22 protein-coding genes are annotated in these 17,857 nt (G+C 60.2%); 5 read left to right on the top strand and 17 right to left on the bottom strand.

The annotated features are described in order from the left end of the window. Nucleotides 1-24 precede the first annotated feature (24 nt). Nucleotides 25-702, top strand: a complete 678-nt coding sequence (locus tag Q1A32_RS19805; RefSeq protein ID WP_299657217.1) for a VPLPA-CTERM sorting domain-containing protein — start codon at nt 25-27, stop codon at nt 700-702. A 64-nt stretch (nt 703-766) separates the two neighbouring features. Here the strand turns inward: Q1A32_RS19805 and Q1A32_RS19800 are convergent, their stop codons facing one another. The 10 genes from Q1A32_RS19800 to yajC form a co-directional block, all read right to left on the bottom strand. Continuing rightward, nucleotides 767-1,306: a DsbE family thiol:disulfide interchange protein gene (locus Q1A32_RS19800; protein ID WP_299657214.1), complete on the bottom strand. Its 540-nt coding sequence runs from the start codon at nt 1,304-1,306 to the stop codon at nt 767-769. Further along, entirely contained in the window at nt 1,299-1,454 is a 156-nt protein-coding gene (gene ccmD / locus Q1A32_RS19795; RefSeq protein ID WP_299657211.1) for a heme exporter protein CcmD, read from the bottom strand. The genes Q1A32_RS19800 and ccmD overlap by 8 nt, the downstream gene beginning before the upstream one ends. Next, nucleotides 1,447-2,178 carry a heme ABC transporter permease gene (locus tag Q1A32_RS19790; protein WP_299657208.1) on the bottom strand — a complete coding sequence of 244 codons (732 nt, stop codon included), beginning with the start codon at nt 2,176-2,178 and terminating at the stop codon, nt 1,447-1,449. Before Q1A32_RS19790 ends, ccmD begins: the two co-directional genes overlap by 8 nt. Nucleotides 2,179-2,225: 47 nt before the next feature. Next, nucleotides 2,226-2,882, bottom strand: a complete 657-nt coding sequence (gene ccmB / locus Q1A32_RS19785) for a heme exporter protein CcmB (protein WP_299657205.1) — start codon at nt 2,880-2,882, stop codon at nt 2,226-2,228. After that, nucleotides 2,879-3,493 carry a heme ABC exporter ATP-binding protein CcmA gene (ccmA, locus tag Q1A32_RS19780; RefSeq protein WP_299657202.1) on the bottom strand — a complete coding sequence of 205 codons (615 nt, stop codon included), beginning with the start codon at nt 3,491-3,493 and terminating at the stop codon, nt 2,879-2,881. Before ccmA ends, ccmB begins: the two co-directional genes overlap by 4 nt. Nucleotides 3,494-3,607: 114 nt before the next feature. Beyond that, entirely contained in the window at nt 3,608-3,961 is a 354-nt protein-coding gene (locus tag Q1A32_RS19775) for an Mth938-like domain-containing protein (RefSeq protein ID WP_299657199.1), read from the bottom strand. Continuing rightward, nucleotides 3,948-4,721, bottom strand: coding sequence for a TSUP family transporter (locus tag Q1A32_RS19770; RefSeq protein ID WP_299657196.1), 774 nt, complete (start codon nt 4,719-4,721; stop codon nt 3,948-3,950). Before Q1A32_RS19770 ends, Q1A32_RS19775 begins: the two co-directional genes overlap by 14 nt. 70 nt (nt 4,722-4,791) lie before the next feature. Beyond that, nucleotides 4,792-5,760, bottom strand: coding sequence for a protein translocase subunit SecF (secF, locus tag Q1A32_RS19765; protein ID WP_299657193.1), 969 nt, complete (start codon nt 5,758-5,760; stop codon nt 4,792-4,794). A gap of 1 nt (nt 5,761) precedes the next feature. Next, nucleotides 5,762-7,426 carry a protein translocase subunit SecD gene (gene secD, locus Q1A32_RS19760; protein ID WP_299657190.1) on the bottom strand — a complete coding sequence of 555 codons (1,665 nt, stop codon included), beginning with the start codon at nt 7,424-7,426 and terminating at the stop codon, nt 5,762-5,764. Continuing rightward, nucleotides 7,426-7,704, bottom strand: coding sequence for a preprotein translocase subunit YajC (gene yajC, locus Q1A32_RS19755; RefSeq protein WP_299657187.1), 279 nt, complete (start codon nt 7,702-7,704; stop codon nt 7,426-7,428). Before yajC ends, secD begins: the two co-directional genes overlap by 1 nt. Before the next feature lie 152 nt (nt 7,705-7,856). Between yajC and Q1A32_RS19750 the strand changes: the two genes are divergently transcribed. Continuing rightward, entirely contained in the window at nt 7,857-8,636 is a 780-nt protein-coding gene (locus Q1A32_RS19750) for a serine protease (RefSeq protein ID WP_299657184.1), read from the top strand. A gap of 152 nt (nt 8,637-8,788) precedes the next feature. Beyond that, entirely contained in the window at nt 8,789-10,081 is a 1,293-nt protein-coding gene (gene serS, locus Q1A32_RS19745; protein WP_299657181.1) for a serine--tRNA ligase, read from the top strand. Here the strand turns inward: serS and Q1A32_RS19740 are convergent. Beyond that, nucleotides 10,078-11,154, bottom strand: coding sequence for a DUF2235 domain-containing protein (locus tag Q1A32_RS19740; RefSeq protein ID WP_299657178.1), 1,077 nt, complete (start codon nt 11,152-11,154; stop codon nt 10,078-10,080). The genes serS and Q1A32_RS19740 overlap by 4 nt on opposite strands. A 90-nt stretch (nt 11,155-11,244) precedes the next feature. Between Q1A32_RS19740 and Q1A32_RS19735 the strand changes: the two genes are divergently transcribed. Next, nucleotides 11,245-11,940 (top strand): hypothetical protein, encoded by a 696-nt coding sequence (locus tag Q1A32_RS19735; RefSeq protein WP_299657176.1) that lies wholly within the window; start codon nt 11,245-11,247, stop codon nt 11,938-11,940. Between the two features lie 72 nt (nt 11,941-12,012). On the opposite strand, the gene der is transcribed toward Q1A32_RS19735, so the two are convergent. From der to Q1A32_RS19705, 6 genes are all read right to left on the bottom strand, one after another. Further along, nucleotides 12,013-13,485 (bottom strand): ribosome biogenesis GTPase Der, encoded by a 1,473-nt coding sequence (der, locus tag Q1A32_RS19730; RefSeq protein WP_299657173.1) that lies wholly within the window; start codon nt 13,483-13,485, stop codon nt 12,013-12,015. A gap of 322 nt (nt 13,486-13,807) precedes the next feature. Beyond that, nucleotides 13,808-14,077 (bottom strand): DUF1330 domain-containing protein, encoded by a 270-nt coding sequence (locus Q1A32_RS19725; protein WP_299657170.1) that lies wholly within the window; start codon nt 14,075-14,077, stop codon nt 13,808-13,810. 78 nt (nt 14,078-14,155) lie between these two features. Continuing rightward, on the bottom strand, nt 14,156-14,311 hold the full coding sequence (locus tag Q1A32_RS19720) for a hypothetical protein (protein WP_299657167.1): 156 nt from the start codon (nt 14,309-14,311) through the stop codon (nt 14,156-14,158). 131 nt (nt 14,312-14,442) lie between these two features. Beyond that, nucleotides 14,443-15,060, bottom strand: a complete 618-nt coding sequence (locus tag Q1A32_RS19715) for a hypothetical protein (protein ID WP_299657164.1) — start codon at nt 15,058-15,060, stop codon at nt 14,443-14,445. Nucleotides 15,061-15,466: 406 nt separating this feature from the next. Next, complete coding sequence (locus Q1A32_RS19710; RefSeq protein WP_299657161.1) at nt 15,467-15,847, bottom strand: VOC family protein; 381 nt, start codon at nt 15,845-15,847, stop codon at nt 15,467-15,469. Between the two features lie 46 nt (nt 15,848-15,893). Next, nucleotides 15,894-16,298 (bottom strand): nuclear transport factor 2 family protein, encoded by a 405-nt coding sequence (locus Q1A32_RS19705; protein ID WP_299657156.1) that lies wholly within the window; start codon nt 16,296-16,298, stop codon nt 15,894-15,896. A gap of 98 nt (nt 16,299-16,396) precedes the next feature. Between Q1A32_RS19705 and ftrA the strand changes: the two genes are divergently transcribed. Next, complete coding sequence (gene ftrA / locus Q1A32_RS19700) at nt 16,397-17,374, top strand: transcriptional regulator FtrA (RefSeq protein ID WP_299657153.1); 978 nt, start codon at nt 16,397-16,399, stop codon at nt 17,372-17,374. Nucleotides 17,375-17,857 lie beyond the last annotated feature (483 nt).

The following is a 17,857-nucleotide window of genomic DNA, read 5'->3' as shown; positions in this document are numbered from 1 at the left end:
TACGTAATTGAACTGGGGATAATTATGAAAACGATTTTGACTGCGGCCCTTTTCTGCGTGGGTCTTGGAAGTGCCGCAACAGCGGCCACCATCAATTTCAACGACTTCGACGAAGGCGACATTCTGGGGCTGGATGCAGATCTGGGCGGTGGTGTGATTGCTGATATCGCGGCAATCGGAGGCGTCGCCGAAGCCGTTGTGTTCGACACCGACAGTGGGACGGTCAGCACCGGAAACGATCCGGACCTGACATCGCCATTCACCAATGCCGAGGACAGCAACGATCGTCGCGCATTTGGAAATGCACTGATCGTGCAGGAGAATGCGACCGGCGGGCCCGATGATGTTGTCGGAGGCTCCCTGATCTTCAGCTTTGACTCGCTGTGGTCTTTCGCCTCCGTGTTCCTGCTGGACGCCGAAGTGGGCACAAGTGCAACGCTGTTCAACGGCACGGACGAAGTGGCCTCATTCACGTTGGACAGAACCAACGAGTCCGAAACAGGTGGCAATCCGAACAACAATGAATTCACTTTGCTGGGCTTTGCCGACGCAGTCGGTGACACGCTTCGAATTGACTTCGCAGGGTCCGGTGCGCTGGGCGAATTCGAAGTCAGCGCTGTTCCGCTGCCTGCTGGCTTCCCATTGTTGATCGCTGGCCTCGGGGCCTTCGCCTGGATGCGTCGCCGTCAGCAAGCCGCGTAATTCCGCTCAAAGGCACCAATATCAAATCACCGCGACATCGTTCGCGGTGCTTATTCATGTCGGCTTACTGGCTTTGTGCGGCTTCCAGCGCAGGCAAAAACCGGTTCTCGTAGTCCGACCCGACCAGCGGCCCCTGAAAGCGGAACAGAACGGTTCCGTCCGCATCCAGAATGAAGGTCTCGGGCGGTGCCGTAACCCCCCAGTCAATCGCCGACCGCGCCGCCGGATCAAAGGCCACCGCGACAAACGGATTGCCATCGTTATCCAGGTATTGCGATGCGGGCCCTTCGGTATCGCGGAAGTTCACGCCCACAATCGGAATGCCCTCCGCCGCCATCTCCAACAGCTTTGGATGCTCCGCCCGGCACGGCGGGCACCACGACGCCCAGAAGTTGACCAGCGTCACCTCGCCCCGTGCCAGATCACCCTCGGCAACCGGCGTGTAGTCTGCCAGTTGCGCGTCGGTCAAAGGTGGCGCAGGCGCGCCAATCCGGGTCGAGGGCAACTCGTTCGGGTTGTCCCGAAACATGCCAATGGCAGCCAGCGCCACAAACCCGGCAAAGATGCCAATGGGGGCCAACATCAGGGGCGACACCTTAGCCATCCCGCCCACTCCTGCGTTCCACGTTTTCCATCTCAGCCCGCACCTTGCGGCCCCGCCACAGGCTCAGGCCCACGATGGCCACCAAAAGCACGATGGACACGGCATAGGCCGACAGAACAGCATCCGCGTATTTCCCAAGATCAGGCAAGTTTCGCCTCCCGCGCCATCAACGCCCGCGTCCGGCGCACCCGAATTTCCGTGCCCGTCCGGTACAGAACCAAAGCCAGAAACAGCAGCACAAAGCCCCCGATGCACACCAGCAGCGGGAAGTAGAATACATCTGCCACGTTCTCTTCCTTGTCCAGGGACAGCGACGCCCCCTGATGCAGCCCCTGATTCCAGAACAGCACCGCATAGCGGCTCAGCACGGCAAACACCGTGCCCACCAGACACAGGATCGAGGTCAGGTCAGCCGCCGTATCCGGATCCTCAATCGCCTCCCACAAGGCCACGTAACCGAGGTAAAACAAAAACAGGATCAGGAACGAGGTCAGCCGCGGATCCCACGCCCACCACGTCCCCCACATCGGCTGCCCCCAGATCGCGCCCGTCACCAGCGCAATCAAAGTCATCACAATGCCCACAGGGGCCGCGGCCTTGGCCGCCAGCGCCGACACATGGTGCCGCCGCACGATCCAAATCAACGAGGCGACCAGCATCATGAACCACGCATTGATCGCCATCAGGGCCGCAGGCACATGCAGGTAAATGATCTTCACGGTCGACCCTTGCCGAAAATCGTCCGGGGTAAAGAAGAACCCCCAGATCAGCCCGACCACCAGACAGACAGCCGACGACACCCACAGCCACGGCATCACCCGCTCGCTGAGCGCCAAAAACTTGACCGGATTGGCATATTCCCAAAGTGACATGACGCTTACCTATGCGCTCGCGCGCCCCTTCTCAATCGACATCCACGTTATCGCAGGTTCACCCGCAGCACGAGGCCTGCGGCAAAAGGCATCGCTGCCAATACGGCCAGCGTGATGCCCGCCAACAACAGCAGTGGCGTGGCAGGATCAAGCCCCTGCGCCGCCCGCCGCGCCGCCTCCGCCCCAAAGATCAACGTCGGCACATAAAGCGGCAGCACCAGCAGCGACAACAGCAGCCCACCGCGCTTGATCCCCACCGTCAAAGCAGCACCAAAAGCCCCAATCATCGACAGCGCAGGCGTGCCCAACGCAAGGCTCAGCACCAGCACCCCGTACCCGCCGGGGGCAAGGTTCAACAACACCCCCAACACGGGCGCTGCCAACACCAAAGGCAGGCCGGTCGTCACCCAATGCGCCGCCGCTTTCACAGCCAGAATGCCTTCCAATGGCAAGGGAGAGGTCGCCAGCAAATCCAGCGCCCCATCCTCCCAATCCACAGCCAGCAACCGGTCCAGCGACAAGAGGCACGCCAACAACGCCCCCAGCCACAGCACCCCGGGTGCAATCTGGGTCAACAATGCGGACTGAGGCCCCACACTGAACGGCACCAACACCACAACAATCAGGAAAAACGCCAAGCCCAGACCAAAGCCGCCCCCCGCCCGCAAAGCCAAGGCCAGATCACGAAAAAACAGCGCCCTCACAGAAACGCCTCATCAGCCGACGCCATCTCGGTCGCGGCTGCGCGGTAGCCGGATACATCCAGCACATCGGCCTCGATCCCCAACTCGATATGCGTCGCCATCAACGCCGCCCCACCCCGCGCCAAATGCGCGCGCACCGCATCGGCAAACAAAGCAACCGACGCCGCATCCAAAGACACCGTCGGCTCATCCAGAACCCAGACATCCCGCCCCGTCACCATCAACCGGGCCAGCCCCAACCGGCGCTTCTGTCCCGCAGACAATTGCCCCGCGCGACGATCCACCAACCCCTCCAGATCAAAGGCGGCCAAAGCAGGCGCAATGTCAGACTGCCCAAACACAGACGCCCAGAACTGCAAATTCTCCGAAACCGTTAAGGCCGCCTTCAACCCGTCCGCATGCGCGGCATATGCGATGCGGTCCTCCGCCCCCGCCACAGACCCCGCCATCGGCGCCTGCAACCCGGCCACAGTCCTGAGCAGCGTCGTCTTGCCCGACCCGTTCGGCCCCCGCAGCACCAACGCCCGCCCCGCCCCAAGGGCAAAGGACACGCCGGCAAGCACCGGCACACCGCCACGGCCCACGGCCAGATCAGTAACCTTCAATTCCATGACACATGGCTAACGGATTGAGCCGCCTGCCAAAAGCCCCCGATCCAACTTCATCTTGCCAAAGAAACTCCGGGGGACGCGCAAAGCGCGGGGGGCTGGCCCCCTTCCGCACGCTCAAACAGGCAAAGCCGCCAGCGCAATGCGCCGCCCTTCGCTCAAAAGCACGTTATAGGTGCGCGCCGCAGACGGGGACGACATCACTTCAATGCCCAATCCCGCCTCCTCAAGGCGTGCGCGCAGATCGGCCGGCATATGCGCAATCTCGGCCCCCGTGCCCAGAAACAGCACGTCGATCTGTCCTGCCAGCGCCAAAAGCGCATCGGCATCATCATACCCACCCCAGGCGCCCGTGCCCGTGGGACCCGTCAGCAAGGCTCCTTCAACCACCTCACCACCAATGCGGAAAAATCCCGGACCATAGCCCTCAACAGGCATCGCATCGGTATAGGTGATCTCATTGAGGCGCATGACCCATCTCCCAAATCGGCAGACCCAGAATAGCGGATGCCGCGATGACGATATAGGCCACAGTGCGAAAAAGTCGCTCGGCCTGCGGATCAAACAGCCACGCGCCCGCGACATTGGCGAGCATGTACAGCGGGACCAACACCAATCCGATGATCACAGCCTGCGCTTCCAGCAGATCAAAGACCACGAAGATGCCCAGCATCATCACGTCGATGCCCAGAAGATATAGCAGGAAATTGGCCCGGATCACCGCAATCGCCTTGGCCGACGCCATGTACAGCAGGATCACAGGCGGCCCCGGAATGCCTGCCAAACCGCCCAGAAACCCGCCAAATGTGCCCACACCGGCGATGGTACGCGGGCCCATCGACCCGGCATAGCGCCAGCCGGACACCAAGGCGGCCAACAACACCAGAATGGCAATGGACACACCCCAGCCAAACGCCTCCGGGTTCACGAACGACAAGGTCCAAAGCCCCACAGGCAGCCCCACGGCAACGCCAAACAACAGGTATTTCGCCTCCGCCAAATCCCCGTCGCGCAACGCCGCGCGCAGATTGGGCAACGGCCCCCACAATTCAACAACAACCAGAAACGCCAAGGCGGCAAAGGGCGACAGGACCGAACTCGCCGCCGCCATGATAATCATGCCCGACCCGAACCCGGCAAATCCGCGCACCAACCCGGCAGCGACGATGGCTGCCACCAGCCACCACAGGCCGGGCAAGGCCAGCGCGTCCACGATCCAACTCGGTATCATGGCCCACGCTCGCAGTGTTGGACCGGCCAAGCTAGGGCCAGTTGGCACACGGGATTAGACCAGTGCCACCTCAGGCGTCGATATTGGCAAACTGGTTGCCCGCATTGGCATCAGGCTTCGTCCAGTCCCGCTTGACCCCCAGCCACAGCAGGATGGTCGAGGCGACGAAGACGGAACTATACGTCCCCACAATCACACCCCAGATCATCGCAAAGACGAACCCACGGATCACATCCCCACCCAGTACATACAGCGAAATCAGCGCCAGCAATGTGGTGACAGAGGTCATGACGGTCCGGCTCAACGTCTCGTTGATGGAGATGTTCAGCACCTCGTTCAGCGGCTTTTTCTTGTACTTGCGCAGATTCTCCCGCACGCGGTCAAACACGACCACCGTGTCGTTCAGCGAATAGCCCACAATGGTCAGAAGGGCCGCGATGATGGCCAGATCGAACTTGATCTGAAGCTCTGAAAACACCCCAATGGTCAGGATCACGTCATGCACCAATGCGGCCACAGCCCCCAGTGCGAACTGCCACTCAAACCGCAACCAGATATAGATCAGAACCGCCCCGATGGCCAAAACCACGGCAATGGCCGCCGTCTGGATCAACTCGCCCGACACTTTTGGCCCAACGGATTCCACCGACAGGAACTTGATGTCCGGCACCGCCGCACTCAGCGCACCCTGCACCTCGCGAATGGTTTCGGGCGTCACCGCCTCTTGCCCTTCCTGCGCCTGAATGCGGATCATCGCCACGTTCTGATCGGCGTCAAAGGTGGGATCGAACACTTCGGTGATCGAGATATCGCCCAGCTCCAGCACCGCCATCGCATCCCGGTACACGCCGATGTCCACCGGCTGCGTGCTTTCGGTCCGAACCGTGGTGCCGCCCCGAAAGTCGATGCCAAAGTTCAGCCCCTGAATGGCAAAAGACGCAAAGCCCACCACCATCATCAGCGCCGAAATACCCAACCACAGCTTCCAGCGGCTGAAGAAATCGAAATTGGTGCCCTGTTTGACCAGCTTCAGTCGCATCTTACACCTCGATCGTTTTGGGGCGGCGGCGTTCAAACCACATCACCACCATCAGCCGCGTCACAAAGATCGCGGTAAAGACGGACGTCAGAATGCCCAGACCCAGCGTGATCGCAAAGCCGCGCACCGGGCCAGAGCCCATGGCAAACAGGATCACCGCCGTGATGAAAGTCGTGATATTGGCATCCAGAATGGCGCTCAGCGCCTTCTCATAGCCAAGCTCAATGGCCCGTGCGGGCCCCCGCGACGACTTCAGCTCTTCCCGTATCCGCTCAAACACCAGCACATTGGCGTCCACCGCCATACCGACGGTCAAGACGATCCCCGCAATCCCCGGCAAGGTCAGCGTCGCCCCGATCATACTCAGCAGGCCGAAGATCAGCCCAATGTTGATGATCAGTGCAATGTTGGCAAACAGCCCAAACAGACCATAACTCAGCCCCATGAACACCAGCACGGCAGCAAAAGCGACCATGGTCGCAACCTTGCCCGCATCAATGCTGTCCTGCCCCAGTTCCGGCCCAATGGTCCGTTCCTCAAGGAACGTCAGTTCCGCAGGCAAGGCCCCTGCCCGCAGCAGCACGGATAGGTTGGTGGACTCCTCCACATTGAAGTTGCCCGTAATAATCCCCGACCCGCCCGGAATATGGCTCTGGATCACCGGGGCACTGACCACCTCGTCATCCAGTACAATGGCAAACGGCGACCCGATGTTTTCAGCCGTGTAATCGCCGAAGCGCCGCGCACCGGTCGTGTTGAAGCGGAAGGACACGGCCGGGCTGCCGTTCTGATCAAAGCTCGGCTGCGCATCCACAAGATCCTCGCCCGTCACCACAGGCGCGCTCTCGATCACATAGAACAACCCCGGCTCGTCCAGCGACGGCACCAGCTTGTTGCCAATGCCGGGGGCCGCATTCTCGTCCGACGTGCGGTTCACAACCGGGTTAAAGGTCAACTGCGCGGTGGTCCCGATGATCTCTTTCAACTCAGCCGCCGACCCGATGCCCGGCACCTGGATCAGAATGCGCTGCGACCCCTGCCGCTGAATGGTCGGCTCCCGCGTGCCCACCTCGTCAATCCGGCGGCGCACAATCTCCAAGGACTGCTGCACGGTGCGTTCATCCGAGGCCAGCTTTTCCTCATCACTCAGGGACACAACAATCACATCCGTCCCATCGGCACGAACCACGATGTCATTGGCCCCCACCCCGGTCAGGGTCTGCACCGGCTGCGCCAAGGTGCGGACCACCTGCAAGGCACGCTGCATGCCCGCAGGCTCACCAATACGCACGCGCAACTCGTCAGGGGCGGATGGCTGCAACCGGATAGTGCCAATGGTCGCCCGCTCCGGGCGCAAAATATCGCGAATTTCAGGCCAACTCGCCTCCATGCGGCTGGCATAGACATCCTCGACCTGCACCTCGGCCAGCAAATGCGCACCCCCGCGCAAATCCAGCCCCAAGTTCACAAGACTGGACGGCATCCACTCCGGCCATTGCGACAGCATCGCCTGGTTCTCCGGCGTGTCCGCGCCCAACTCAATCGCCTGTGCGGCGTCATTGTGCTGCTCGACCCGAGTGTAAAACCCGTTCGGCAACGCCAGGATCAACCCAAGCGCACACAGCGCCCAGATCAGAACCCGTTTCCAGCTGTCGATCTGAAGCATTACTTCGCAGGCTCGGTCTTGTTCAGGACCTGCGCGATGGTCGACTTGACGACGCGGACCTTCACGCCCTCGGCCAGTTCAACCTCAACTTCGTTCTCTTCCTTGACCTTGCTGACCTTGCCGATCAGGCCCCCTTGGGTGACGATCTGATCCCCCCGGCGCAGAGCTTCCACCATGGCGGCATGCTCTTTGACCTTCTTCTGCTGAGGGCGAATGAGCAGGAAATACATGATCGCAAAGATCAGGATCAAAGGGATAAACTGGCCGATGGCTTCCATGGGAAACGTCCTTGTCTTGGGGGCGGATTCTGGCCCGCTGCAAAGTTTGGCAGAACCTATGGGCGGGGGCGGCCCTGTGCAAGGTGGAAAAGCGCTCATGCCGGGCGCTCGCACGCTTTCAAAGCCACCCCAGATATGGCACGCTGACGGCTATGGTCATTCATTGGTTTTGCATCCTCGCGCTTACCTGTCTGGCCATGTCAGCCTCGGCCGAAACGGCGGAACCGAACCTCACAGAAAATCCGGGCCTTCCCGCACTGGACGAAGCGGCGCATTCTGACTGGATTGCCGTCGGGCGCATGAACGGGGCCCAGTTTCGCACGCGCAGTGCCTGCACCGGAACCTTGATCGCGCCTGACACCGTGCTGACGGCCGCGCATTGCGTCACGGTGCAGAACGGCACCCCGCAACCCGCAGGCAACGTGCACTTCGTCGCCGGTTGGCTCAGGGGTGATTTTGTCTGGCACAGCACCGCCGCTGCCATCGACATCCATCCCGGCTACAGCGGCTCCACCGGCGCGCAGCGGGTCCTGCACGATGTGGCGGTGGTCACGCTCGCGGACAAAGCACCGGGGGACTTAGTCAAACCGCTACCCCTGATCCTCGATGCACCCACGCCTCCGCCCCGGTCCTTCGGCATCGTGGGCTATCAGGCCAGCCGATCCGCCATGCTGTCCGCACGGCTCGATTGCGCGCCGCTTGGTCAAAGCGGCACGATGATGTTTCTCGACTGCCCAGCCACCTCCGGCCTCTCGGGCAGCCCTTTCCTTGTTGCAACGGATCAGGGCTGGGCCGTCGCTGGCGTTGTCGTTGCAAGCACCGGCGGTGCAAATGCCCAAAGTTCAGTCGCGGTGTTGCCTGATGACTGGCTGCGATCACGGCTGTCCGCTGCAGTACAGGGACAGGCAAAACTGGACGCAGAGCGCCCCTAAACGTTAACAAATCCTTACCCCACCCTGACGGTGGGGGTGCACAGGGGGTGTACGGATGGTGCACGGGGGGTGACACCCTGTTTGCCCCCTTTTCCCACGCCCGCCGATAAGGCATACGACCCCCACCGAAACACGAAACCCAGAGGTCAGACATGCACGACATTCGCGCCATTCGCGAGAACCCCGCCGCCTTCGACGCCGCCCTTGCGCGCCGTGGGGACGCTGCGATGTCGTCGTCCCTGCTGGAGTTGGACGAAGCACGCCGCGCCAAGATCCTCGCCGCCGAAACCGCCCAGGCCGAACAGAACAAGGCGTCCAAGGAGGTGGGTGCTGCCAAGGGCCGTGGGGACGAGGATGAGTTCCAGCGCCTGCGCGCGCTTGTGTCTGAAAAGAAAGCAGAAATCGCGCAGATGCAGGAGGAGGCAAAAGCGCTCGACGCGCAATTGACCGACGCTTTGGCGCGCATTCCCAACCTGCCTGCGGACGACGTGCCCAATGGCGCAGACGAAGACGACAATGTCGAAGTGAAGCGCTGGGGCGATCCAAAAGCCTTTGATTTCACTCCGAAAGAGCATTTCGATCTGCCAGGCGTCGCAGCGAACATGGACTTTGAAACCGCCGCCAAAACCTCCGGCAGCCGCTTCGTCATGCTCAAGGGTTCGGTCGCCCGCATCCACCGTGCGCTGGCCCAGTTCATGATCGACACGCACGTCGATCAGAACGATTTACTGGAAGTTAACTCTCCTGTGCTAGTACGCGATGACGCGATGTACGGAACGGACAAGCTTCCGAAGTTCGGCGAAGAAAGCTACCGCACCGAAGAGGGCATGTGGCTGGTGCCGACATCCGAAGTGCCTTTGACCTACACCGTCGCTGGCGATGTGTTGGACGAAGCCGCCCTGCCCATCCGCATGACGGCGCACACCCTGTGTTTCCGCTCCGAAGCGGGCAGTGCGGGCCGTGACACATCCGGAATGCTGCGCCAGCACCAGTTCGAGAAGGTCGAGATGGTCTCGATCACCCATCCCGACGGCTCCGAAGATGAACAGAAGCGGATGCTGGACTGTGCCCAGGGCATCCTCGAAGCCCTTGAAATCCCTTACAGAACCGTCGTTCTGTGTACAGGTGACATGGGCTTTGGCGCGCGCCGCACCTTCGATATCGAAGCATGGTTGCCCGGTCAGGATACCTACCGCGAGATCAGCTCCGTCTCCACCACCGGCGACTTTCAGGCCCGCCGTATGAACGCCCGGTTTAAGCCCGCAGATGGCGGAAAACCGCAATTTGTTCATACACTTAACGGCTCTGGCCTCGCCGTGGGTCGCTGCCTGATTGCCGTGCTGGAAAACGGCCAACAGGCCGATGGATCGGTCACACTGCCGTCCGCGCTGGCGCCCTATCTGGGCGGCAAGACGACGCTGACGGCCAACGGCATCCTCGCCTAGATACGCAAGGACTTGGGGCGGTAATCGGACCGCCCCTGTCTACGTTCCTCAACGGATGGATGAATTTCCCAAGCTGCCACAGGGCCTTGGCGCCACTTCTTAAAAGGCGACCATTTGAAGACAAGGCGGGGCGCGTCAACCAGAGGGTCAGGATCACTGGGTGGAAATTTGACGCCCGGCTCAAGCGTCAACCGCCCAGCGCCCTGCACCACCCACTCCAGCGCAATCATGGACAGGGGCTGTTCCACACCCGAGCCCCCAAGCACGCTGTGATCACCCACGAACCAAAGCTGCTGATAGGCACGCAAAGGCCCGGTGTCGCCTTCATTCAGACCCTTCTCACCGTCCAGATTGTCCCATTTGGCCGGACTGTAGAACACCCGCCGTTCATCCAACGCCAGCGCATGCCGGGCAGATTGAACAAGGCTCGACAGCGCCATGTCATGGAACTTGTATTGTCGGTTCCACATGGATGCGACGGGCCCCAAAAGCGATGGCGGCACGCCACGCGCGCCGACCGTATCCCAGACACCAAGATACGAAATCGCCACCAGCTGCGACGTGTCGTTCCGCCATGCCAAGTCACTGACGGAAGTGGCAAATTTTGGCGACATCTCACGCCGCGCTTGCCGAATATGCGGCGCATCGGGGTGGTTGTGTTCGCCGCGTTTTCGATACAGTTCAAAGGCCGCATTGACCCCTTCGGTGCTGGTGTCGGTGATGATGCCGCACTTGCGGATCATGCCCGCGACCGACCGCGCCGTGAACGCGCCACGCGAAAATCCGAACAGGTAGATTTCATCGCCGGCCTGATACGCTTGCGCAAGGAACTGATAGGCCTGCTTGACCTTCGCATCGAGCCCCCAGCCAAACGCCCCGCCACCATATCGGTTGAAGAACTTCTTGATGGGCCCGTCAAAGCGATCATCCGTGCCGATGCCCGGGAAATACGCAGCCACCTGCCCCTTTGCAGGATCGTTGACCAGAGCGCGCTTCAATTTGTGCACGCTTGTCGGTTCTTGGATGTCAGGTGAGTTCCATGTTCCGTCGCAAAAAATCGCTATGCGTGTCATCTCTTTCCAAGTCCTTGAAATGCAGCCAAAAGCCTTACCTGAATATCCCGAGGTTACGCGCCCGGTCGCAATTGTAAACGGTGGAATACCATGCCTGCACTCGTCCTGATCCTTGCCCTGACATTTGCCCTGTCCCCTTTCTGGGTTCCCGGGTTCGGCGGCTTCGATGCCGATCAGTTTCCGATCCCGCAGGTAGATCCGCCGGTTCAGCCCGCGGGATATGCCTTTGTGATCTGGGGCGTGATCTATCTTTGGTTGATCGTGGGGGCCGGTTTTGGGGCACTCAGGCGATGGAATGCGCCGGACTGGGCAGAGATGCGGATGCCGCTGGCCCTGTCGTTGGCTGTGGGATCTGTGTGGCTGCCGGTGGCCGTGCGCAGCCCGGTTTGGGCGACCGTTTTGATCTGGGTCATGCTCGTGACCGCGCTGGTGGCCCTGTGGCGCAGTCCGCGGCTAGATGCGTGGGCTGCGGCGTGGCCTGTGGGGCTTTATGCGGGCTGGTTGAGTGCGGCGAGTTGTGTGGCCTTGGGGCTGTTGCTGGCGGGGTACGGGTTCACCAGCGAGCGGACGGCGGCTTGGATGATGGTGACGGCGGCGGTGGTGCTGGCATTGGTGATCCAGCGCGGGCTTGGGCGCGCGCCGACCTATGGGATCGCGGTGATCTGGGCGCTGATCGCGGTGGCCGTTCAGAACGGATTTGATCCGCGATCCGTGGGGGCACTGGCGCTGTTGGGGGCGGTTGTGATGATCCGTCCGACCGTTCGGGCATTTACCGCAAAACCCTGATGTCCCAGCGTGGGACACATGCATTTTCTTTATATTTCAATCACTTAAAATCATGAATAACGCGTTAACGCGCTATCCACGCCGCCCTTCGGTGTGTTTGCGCAGCTTGGATGGCCCCGCTTTCTTGCGCCCCTTGTAGGGGTTGGCATCGTTCTGGCCACGCATGAACAGACGGATCGGCGTGCCGGGCATATCAAAGTCCTGACGCAACCCGTTCACCAGATACCGGTTGTAGCTTGCGGGCACCTTGTCGGGGTGCGAGCACATCACCACGAAGCCCGGAGGCCGCGTCTTGGCCTGGGTCATGTAGCGCAGCTTGATCCGTTTGCCCTGCGGCGCGGGCGGCGGGTGCTGTTCGAGCATACCCGTCAGCCAGCGGTTCAACGCAGCGGTGGGCACCCGGCGGTTCCAGACGTCATAGGCGCGCATGATGGCATCATGCAGACGGTCCAGCCCCCGGCCCGTCTTGGCCGATACGGTTACAAGCGGCGCGCCTTTTAGCTGGGGCAAAAGGCGCTCAAAGCTCTCTTTCAGCTCTTTCAACTTGACCTGCTTGTCGTCTTCGATGTCCCATTTGTTGATGGCGACGACAACGGCGCGGCCCTCACGTTCGGCCAGATCGGCAATGCGCAAGTCCTGCTGTTCGAACGGAATGGCGGCATCCAGCAGAACCACTACCACCTCGGCGAATTTCACAGCGCGCAGACCATCACTGACCGACAGTTTTTCCAGCTTTTCCTGCACCTTGGCCCGCTTGCGCATGCCTGCGGTGTCAAAGATGCGCATGGGCGTGCCCACACCATCCGCCCCCGCCCAATCGGTGCGTAAGGAAATCGCATCACGGGTGATCCCGGCCTCGGGTCCTGTCAGCAAACGATCCTCGCCCACGATCTGATTGATCAGGGTGGACTTGCCCGCATTGGGACGGCCCACAACGGCGACCTGCAACGGCTTGGCATTCGTGGGCACGGGGACGTAATCGGGGTCGTCCTCATCCTCGTCCACAATCACGTCCGTTTCGGGCGCGTCCTGTGCGTTCTTTTCTTCGAGCATATCCGCAAGCGGCTGCAACTGGGCATAGAGGTCATTCAGCCCCTCGCCATGTTCGGCTGACATGCGGATGGGCTCGCCTAACCCAAGCGAGAACGCTTCGATCACCCCTGCGTCGGCGGCGGACCCTTCGCCCTTGTTGGCGGCCAGCAGCACGTGATCGGCGCGCTTGCGCAGGATGTCGGCGAACACCTCGTCCGTGGGCGTCACGCCGGTGCGCGCGTCGATCATGAACAGGCACACATCGGCCATGTCCACGGCACGTTCCGTCAGGCGGCGCATGCGCCCCTGAAGGCTGTCGTCTGTCGCCTCTTCCAGACCTGCCGTGTCGATCACGGTAAAGCGCAGGTCCGCCAGACGCCCTGCCCCTTCGCGCAGATCGCGCGTCACGCCCGGCTGGTCGTCGACCAGCGCAAGGCGCTTGCCCACAAGGCGATTGAACAGCGTCGACTTGCCCACATTGGGCCGTCCGACAATGGCGAGGGTCATGGTCATGAGGGTCGCATCCGAAAGATCAGATCGCGCACATAGACCATTCGGACGCTCACTTAAAGGGGCGGGTTCGGTGCTGGGCGTGGTTGGGGGTGTGTATAGAGCCCTGCGGCGGGATAGAGGCGAAGGTATGGGGGTTTGTCGCGGTCGGTTTGCTGGTTCGAGGCAGGTGTTTGTTCTGGAGAGTGTATGTCAGGGGCGCGGGACAAAGCGGGCTTTGGCTGCACGTTTGACCAAGGTCTGCTTATGAAAAGCAGCCATTTGACGATGTTTGTGCCACGGCTTGGCAACCCTAAAAGAACGCGAAGGCCATTCAGCGGCGCAATTACTTCAGCCTGTCCAGCAGGACGGCGTTGAAGGTCGATCCTGATTGGCGCACCTTGGTCCGTTCTTGAAAATCTTTCGAGTTCCAGACGCTCCGTGCATCTGCGCGGTCGGGAACCTCGAGGATGAAGGCCACATCTGGAAGAGGCTTGGTTCCTTCCAGACCTTCAGGATCCCCTCCTTTTGCAAGGAACTGTCCCTTGTGGTCTTCGACAACAGCGGGAATTTTCGCGAAATACCCGTCCATCCAATCCCGGTTGGGAATTTGCATTTCGGCCTATGAAGACCGCCTTCAATTGTGACCTCTCGTTTCTCAAGATGAGAGTGTCGCAGGGGGCTTTCAGTCACTCTACAGTTTGATCGCACTCATCCGAAAATAGGTCAGCGAGAAAAAGAAGCGCCCTTGCTGTGCAAGACTGATCTGTTCATCAAACCAAGCTGAAGCATCCAGCGCACTCATGTGTTCGTTTTCGACAGCATATCGCGACATCAGATGCATGAGCATGAACGCGATCCCGTCGGGTCGCAAAGTGGTGTCGCAAAAGGCGAATGGCTCCACTTCGGTGGCGGTGAACCCCGCGTCGCGCGCAAAGCGGGGCCAAAACGCGTTGGCGACCTTCGCTGGCCAGCCGAGCCTTATGCAAGTCCGACAAATGCGCCTTGTTTTTTCAATTCGTCGTCGATCCGATTGAAGGCCAATTTGGCGTCGGTGATGGATGCGTTTTTCTTCTTGGCGCAGAGCTTGACGAGTTTTTCGGTCTCCTTCCTGGCCCGCGACGGGCTTCCGATGCGGAGCCAGTTGAAGACTTCCTTCAGAATGGCCTTGCCGGAGCCCTTCAAAATCTTGATCTCGGCCGGCGTCGCGTTGAGGCATGCATAGATCTTGTCGAAATTGACCTTGCTCATGAACTGCGATTGCATGTCGGCATCGTATTCAGAGTAGAACCTTGTTTTGAAAAAGGCCTGCAATTCAGTCTCGAAGACGGCGTCATACTCATCAATCATCTTTTTGAGCAGCTTCGGGAACAGCTTGGGATTGGGCGCGCCAGCCACTTTTTCAATGGCTGCGGTGTATTTCTTGGGGATCGGGAACGCGACGCGTTGCTGGCCGCGGAAGATGGCCATGGCGTCCGTCAGTTCCGGTGGATTGAGCGTGAAGTCATAGATCCAGAGGAGTTTCTTCGAATTCAGATATTTTTTGAAATAGGTCTGCATCAACAGGTTTTTCTTCAGGATGATACGTTCTGACGCCATGGTGTTAAGGCTCCAATTCTGGCCGCAGGTTGCAATATGTCGTGCCTGTTGGTGCCTGGGCTGCGCGAAAAGGTTCATCGCTGACATCGCGGTGCCGAGGGGTGGGTCTGCGATGGTCCGGCGTTCCGCATCGAAGGGCCCTTGGTCTTGGCGGAATCCATTGAAGTCGAAACCGACTGGCGTGCTTTCGGCCTATATGGGGCATTCATCACTGGTGCCGCAGTGCGGCTTCACCAAACCGGCCATGCGCCGTGCGCGCAAAAACAAGAGCCTTTCGAACTCATGGCCCGCGGGGCAAACCGTACTCTTGCGTGGTGCGAGCGACCTGCAGTTTTGGATATGCGGCGATTGGTTTGCAAAGCGGGCAACCGTTGGGCTGCCCGCAGTGATATTGACGATCTGTGCGTTACTCCATCGAATTGAAGCCAATCATGTTTCCTTCGGTGTCCTGGCACAGCAGAACCCAGCCGAAATCGCCGATTGAGAATTTGGGCCTGACAATTGTGCCGCCAGCTTTGACCGCACGTTCTTGTTGGACGGCGCAATCTTCGACCATGAAGTACACGATTGTTCCGCCAACCCCCGGGCCCGCATGCGGAGCCTTGGTCAGCGCACCGCCCGCGCCGTAGACACTCATTTCGGCCGGAAAGCTCATCATCTGCGATTCACCGGTGGGATCACCCATTGGGTCGAGCTTGGAGCCGAGCATTGCTTCGTAAAAGGCCACGGCCCGGTCCAGATCGTCCACGTAGATGTCGAACCATCCGACAGCGTTCATTTTGGTCATTGTGTATTCCTTCGTGTCAATTTGCAGGGAGGTTTGAGAGGTGTGCTCAGGCGGCCGCGCCTTGCGTCATTTCGTCAGCGCTCAGAGTGCTTTCGAGGTGCCAGATCTTGGACACGATCTGCCAACCATCGGCCCCGAGAACAAAGCCAAGGTGATCAAGGAACACGGATTGATGCGCGCGTATCCGAATTTTGACGGTGGCACTGATCGGGGACAGAAAATCGATCATCAGAACCTCGGCCTTGCGCGGTTGACCTGTGCTGGCGGGCGAAACGCGCCCTGCGACGTCGCGGCTGAAGCTGTCAATCGGTTCGACAAACACGGTGCCATTGTCGGCATCGAACAAACTCGATTGCGGGTGGAAAACGGCATTCAGCTTGGCAGTGTCGCAATCATGGATCGCGTCGAAATACGTTTCGATTGCGGCGAGCAGGTCAGCCTGGATTGTCATCGTCATGTCTCCGTTTCAATGTGATGAAACAGGCTTGCCAGCTCTGAACAAAACGCGATACTGGCGCAATTGACAATGTACGGTCGGATTCTGCCAACGTGACAAAATTTGCCTCTTCCCCCCAAGATCACCCGCTGGTGTGCGCCATTGCCTATGATGGGTTGTGCACGTTCGAATTTGGCATTGCCGTCGAGCTTTTTGCCCTGCCCCGACCTGAATTCGACAATTGGTACACATTTGCGACCGTTAAGGCCGAACCGGGCCCCATTCGTGCTGTCGGTGGCATTACGTTGGACGCAGCAGACGACCTTGGCCTGTTGCAGGATGCCAGTCTGATCATCGTCCCCGGATGGCGCGGTGCAGATACGCCTGTTCCAGAAGAGTTATGCGAGGCCCTGCGTGCAGCTTACGCCCGTGGTGCGCGGGTTGCGTCCATCTGTTCCGGTGTCTTTGTCTTGGCAGCCGCGGGGCTGTTGAATGGCAAGGCCGCGACAACCCACTGGCGCTACACCGAAAAGCTCGCGGAGCAGTATCCAGACATCACCGTCGATCCTGATGTTTTGTTTGTTGAAGGCGAGCGGGTGTTCACCTCGGCGGGATCAGCGGCAGGGCTGGATTTGGGGCTGCATATCATCCGTCAGGATTTTGGTGCACAGGTTGCCGCATCCGTGGCGCGACGCTTGGTCCTGCCCGCCCAACGCGACGGTGGCCAGCGACAGTTTGTACCCCGCCCGGAACCAAAGGCCCGAACGGGATCTGGTTTGGCGGCGCTTCAGGATCGTATCCGAGCTTCCATAGACGAAGAATGGCCGATTGAGCGTATGGCCAGCACCGCCGCCACAAGCGGGCGCACATTGGCGCGGCGTTTTCATGAGGAAGTGGGCACAACCCCGCTGAACTGGTTAAAGGTGGAACGGGTGTCTCGCGCGGCGGAGTTGCTGGAAAACAGCACGATCCCGCTATCGGATGTCTGGGAAGTCTGCGGGTTCGGCTCAGCAGAAACCTTTCGCCGCGACTTTCGAAAGACGATGGGGGTTCCACCCGTCCGGTACCGCGAACGTCTGGGTGCGCCCTAAGATACTGGGGCGAAATGATCGCCCGAGGTGAGGCGCGGCTTTATGCCATTGGGAAATAACCTTATTCATCAGCCATCCGCGCGCCACGCGGCATCCTGCACTATGGGCGGAAATCGGACGCCTTGACCAACTGTGCAAGACCGGCCTTTGCCGCGCCGTGAAACTTGCCGCGCGGGCAAAAGCATAAGTCGCTGAATGGGTGTCGATCACCGTTTTCATCAAACCTCTGGGCTGCATGGATGTGTTTCGGTCCGGTTCATGGGTGACGTTTGGCCATGTCTTTGGGACTGATGAACTCTTGGTGCAATCCGACCCCAGCGTGCCTTGACGCAGTAGCGTTTGGTGCGGTCGTGCCACTCGGGTTTTCAGCGATCCCAAGGCACGGTCAGGTTGGGACGTGCAAGGCCTGCCCGGAGCCCATCTTGCAGGTGCGAGACGATGCCCAAAATCAGGACATAAGCCGATGCCCGGCGCAGGCGCGAA

The organism is uncultured Tateyamaria sp., from assembly GCF_947503415.1.
In the GTDB taxonomy this organism is placed as follows: domain Bacteria; phylum Pseudomonadota; class Alphaproteobacteria; order Rhodobacterales; family Rhodobacteraceae; genus Tateyamaria.
The sequence above is the reverse complement of the archived record's forward strand: the minus strand, read 5'-3'. Positions and strand labels throughout refer to the sequence as shown.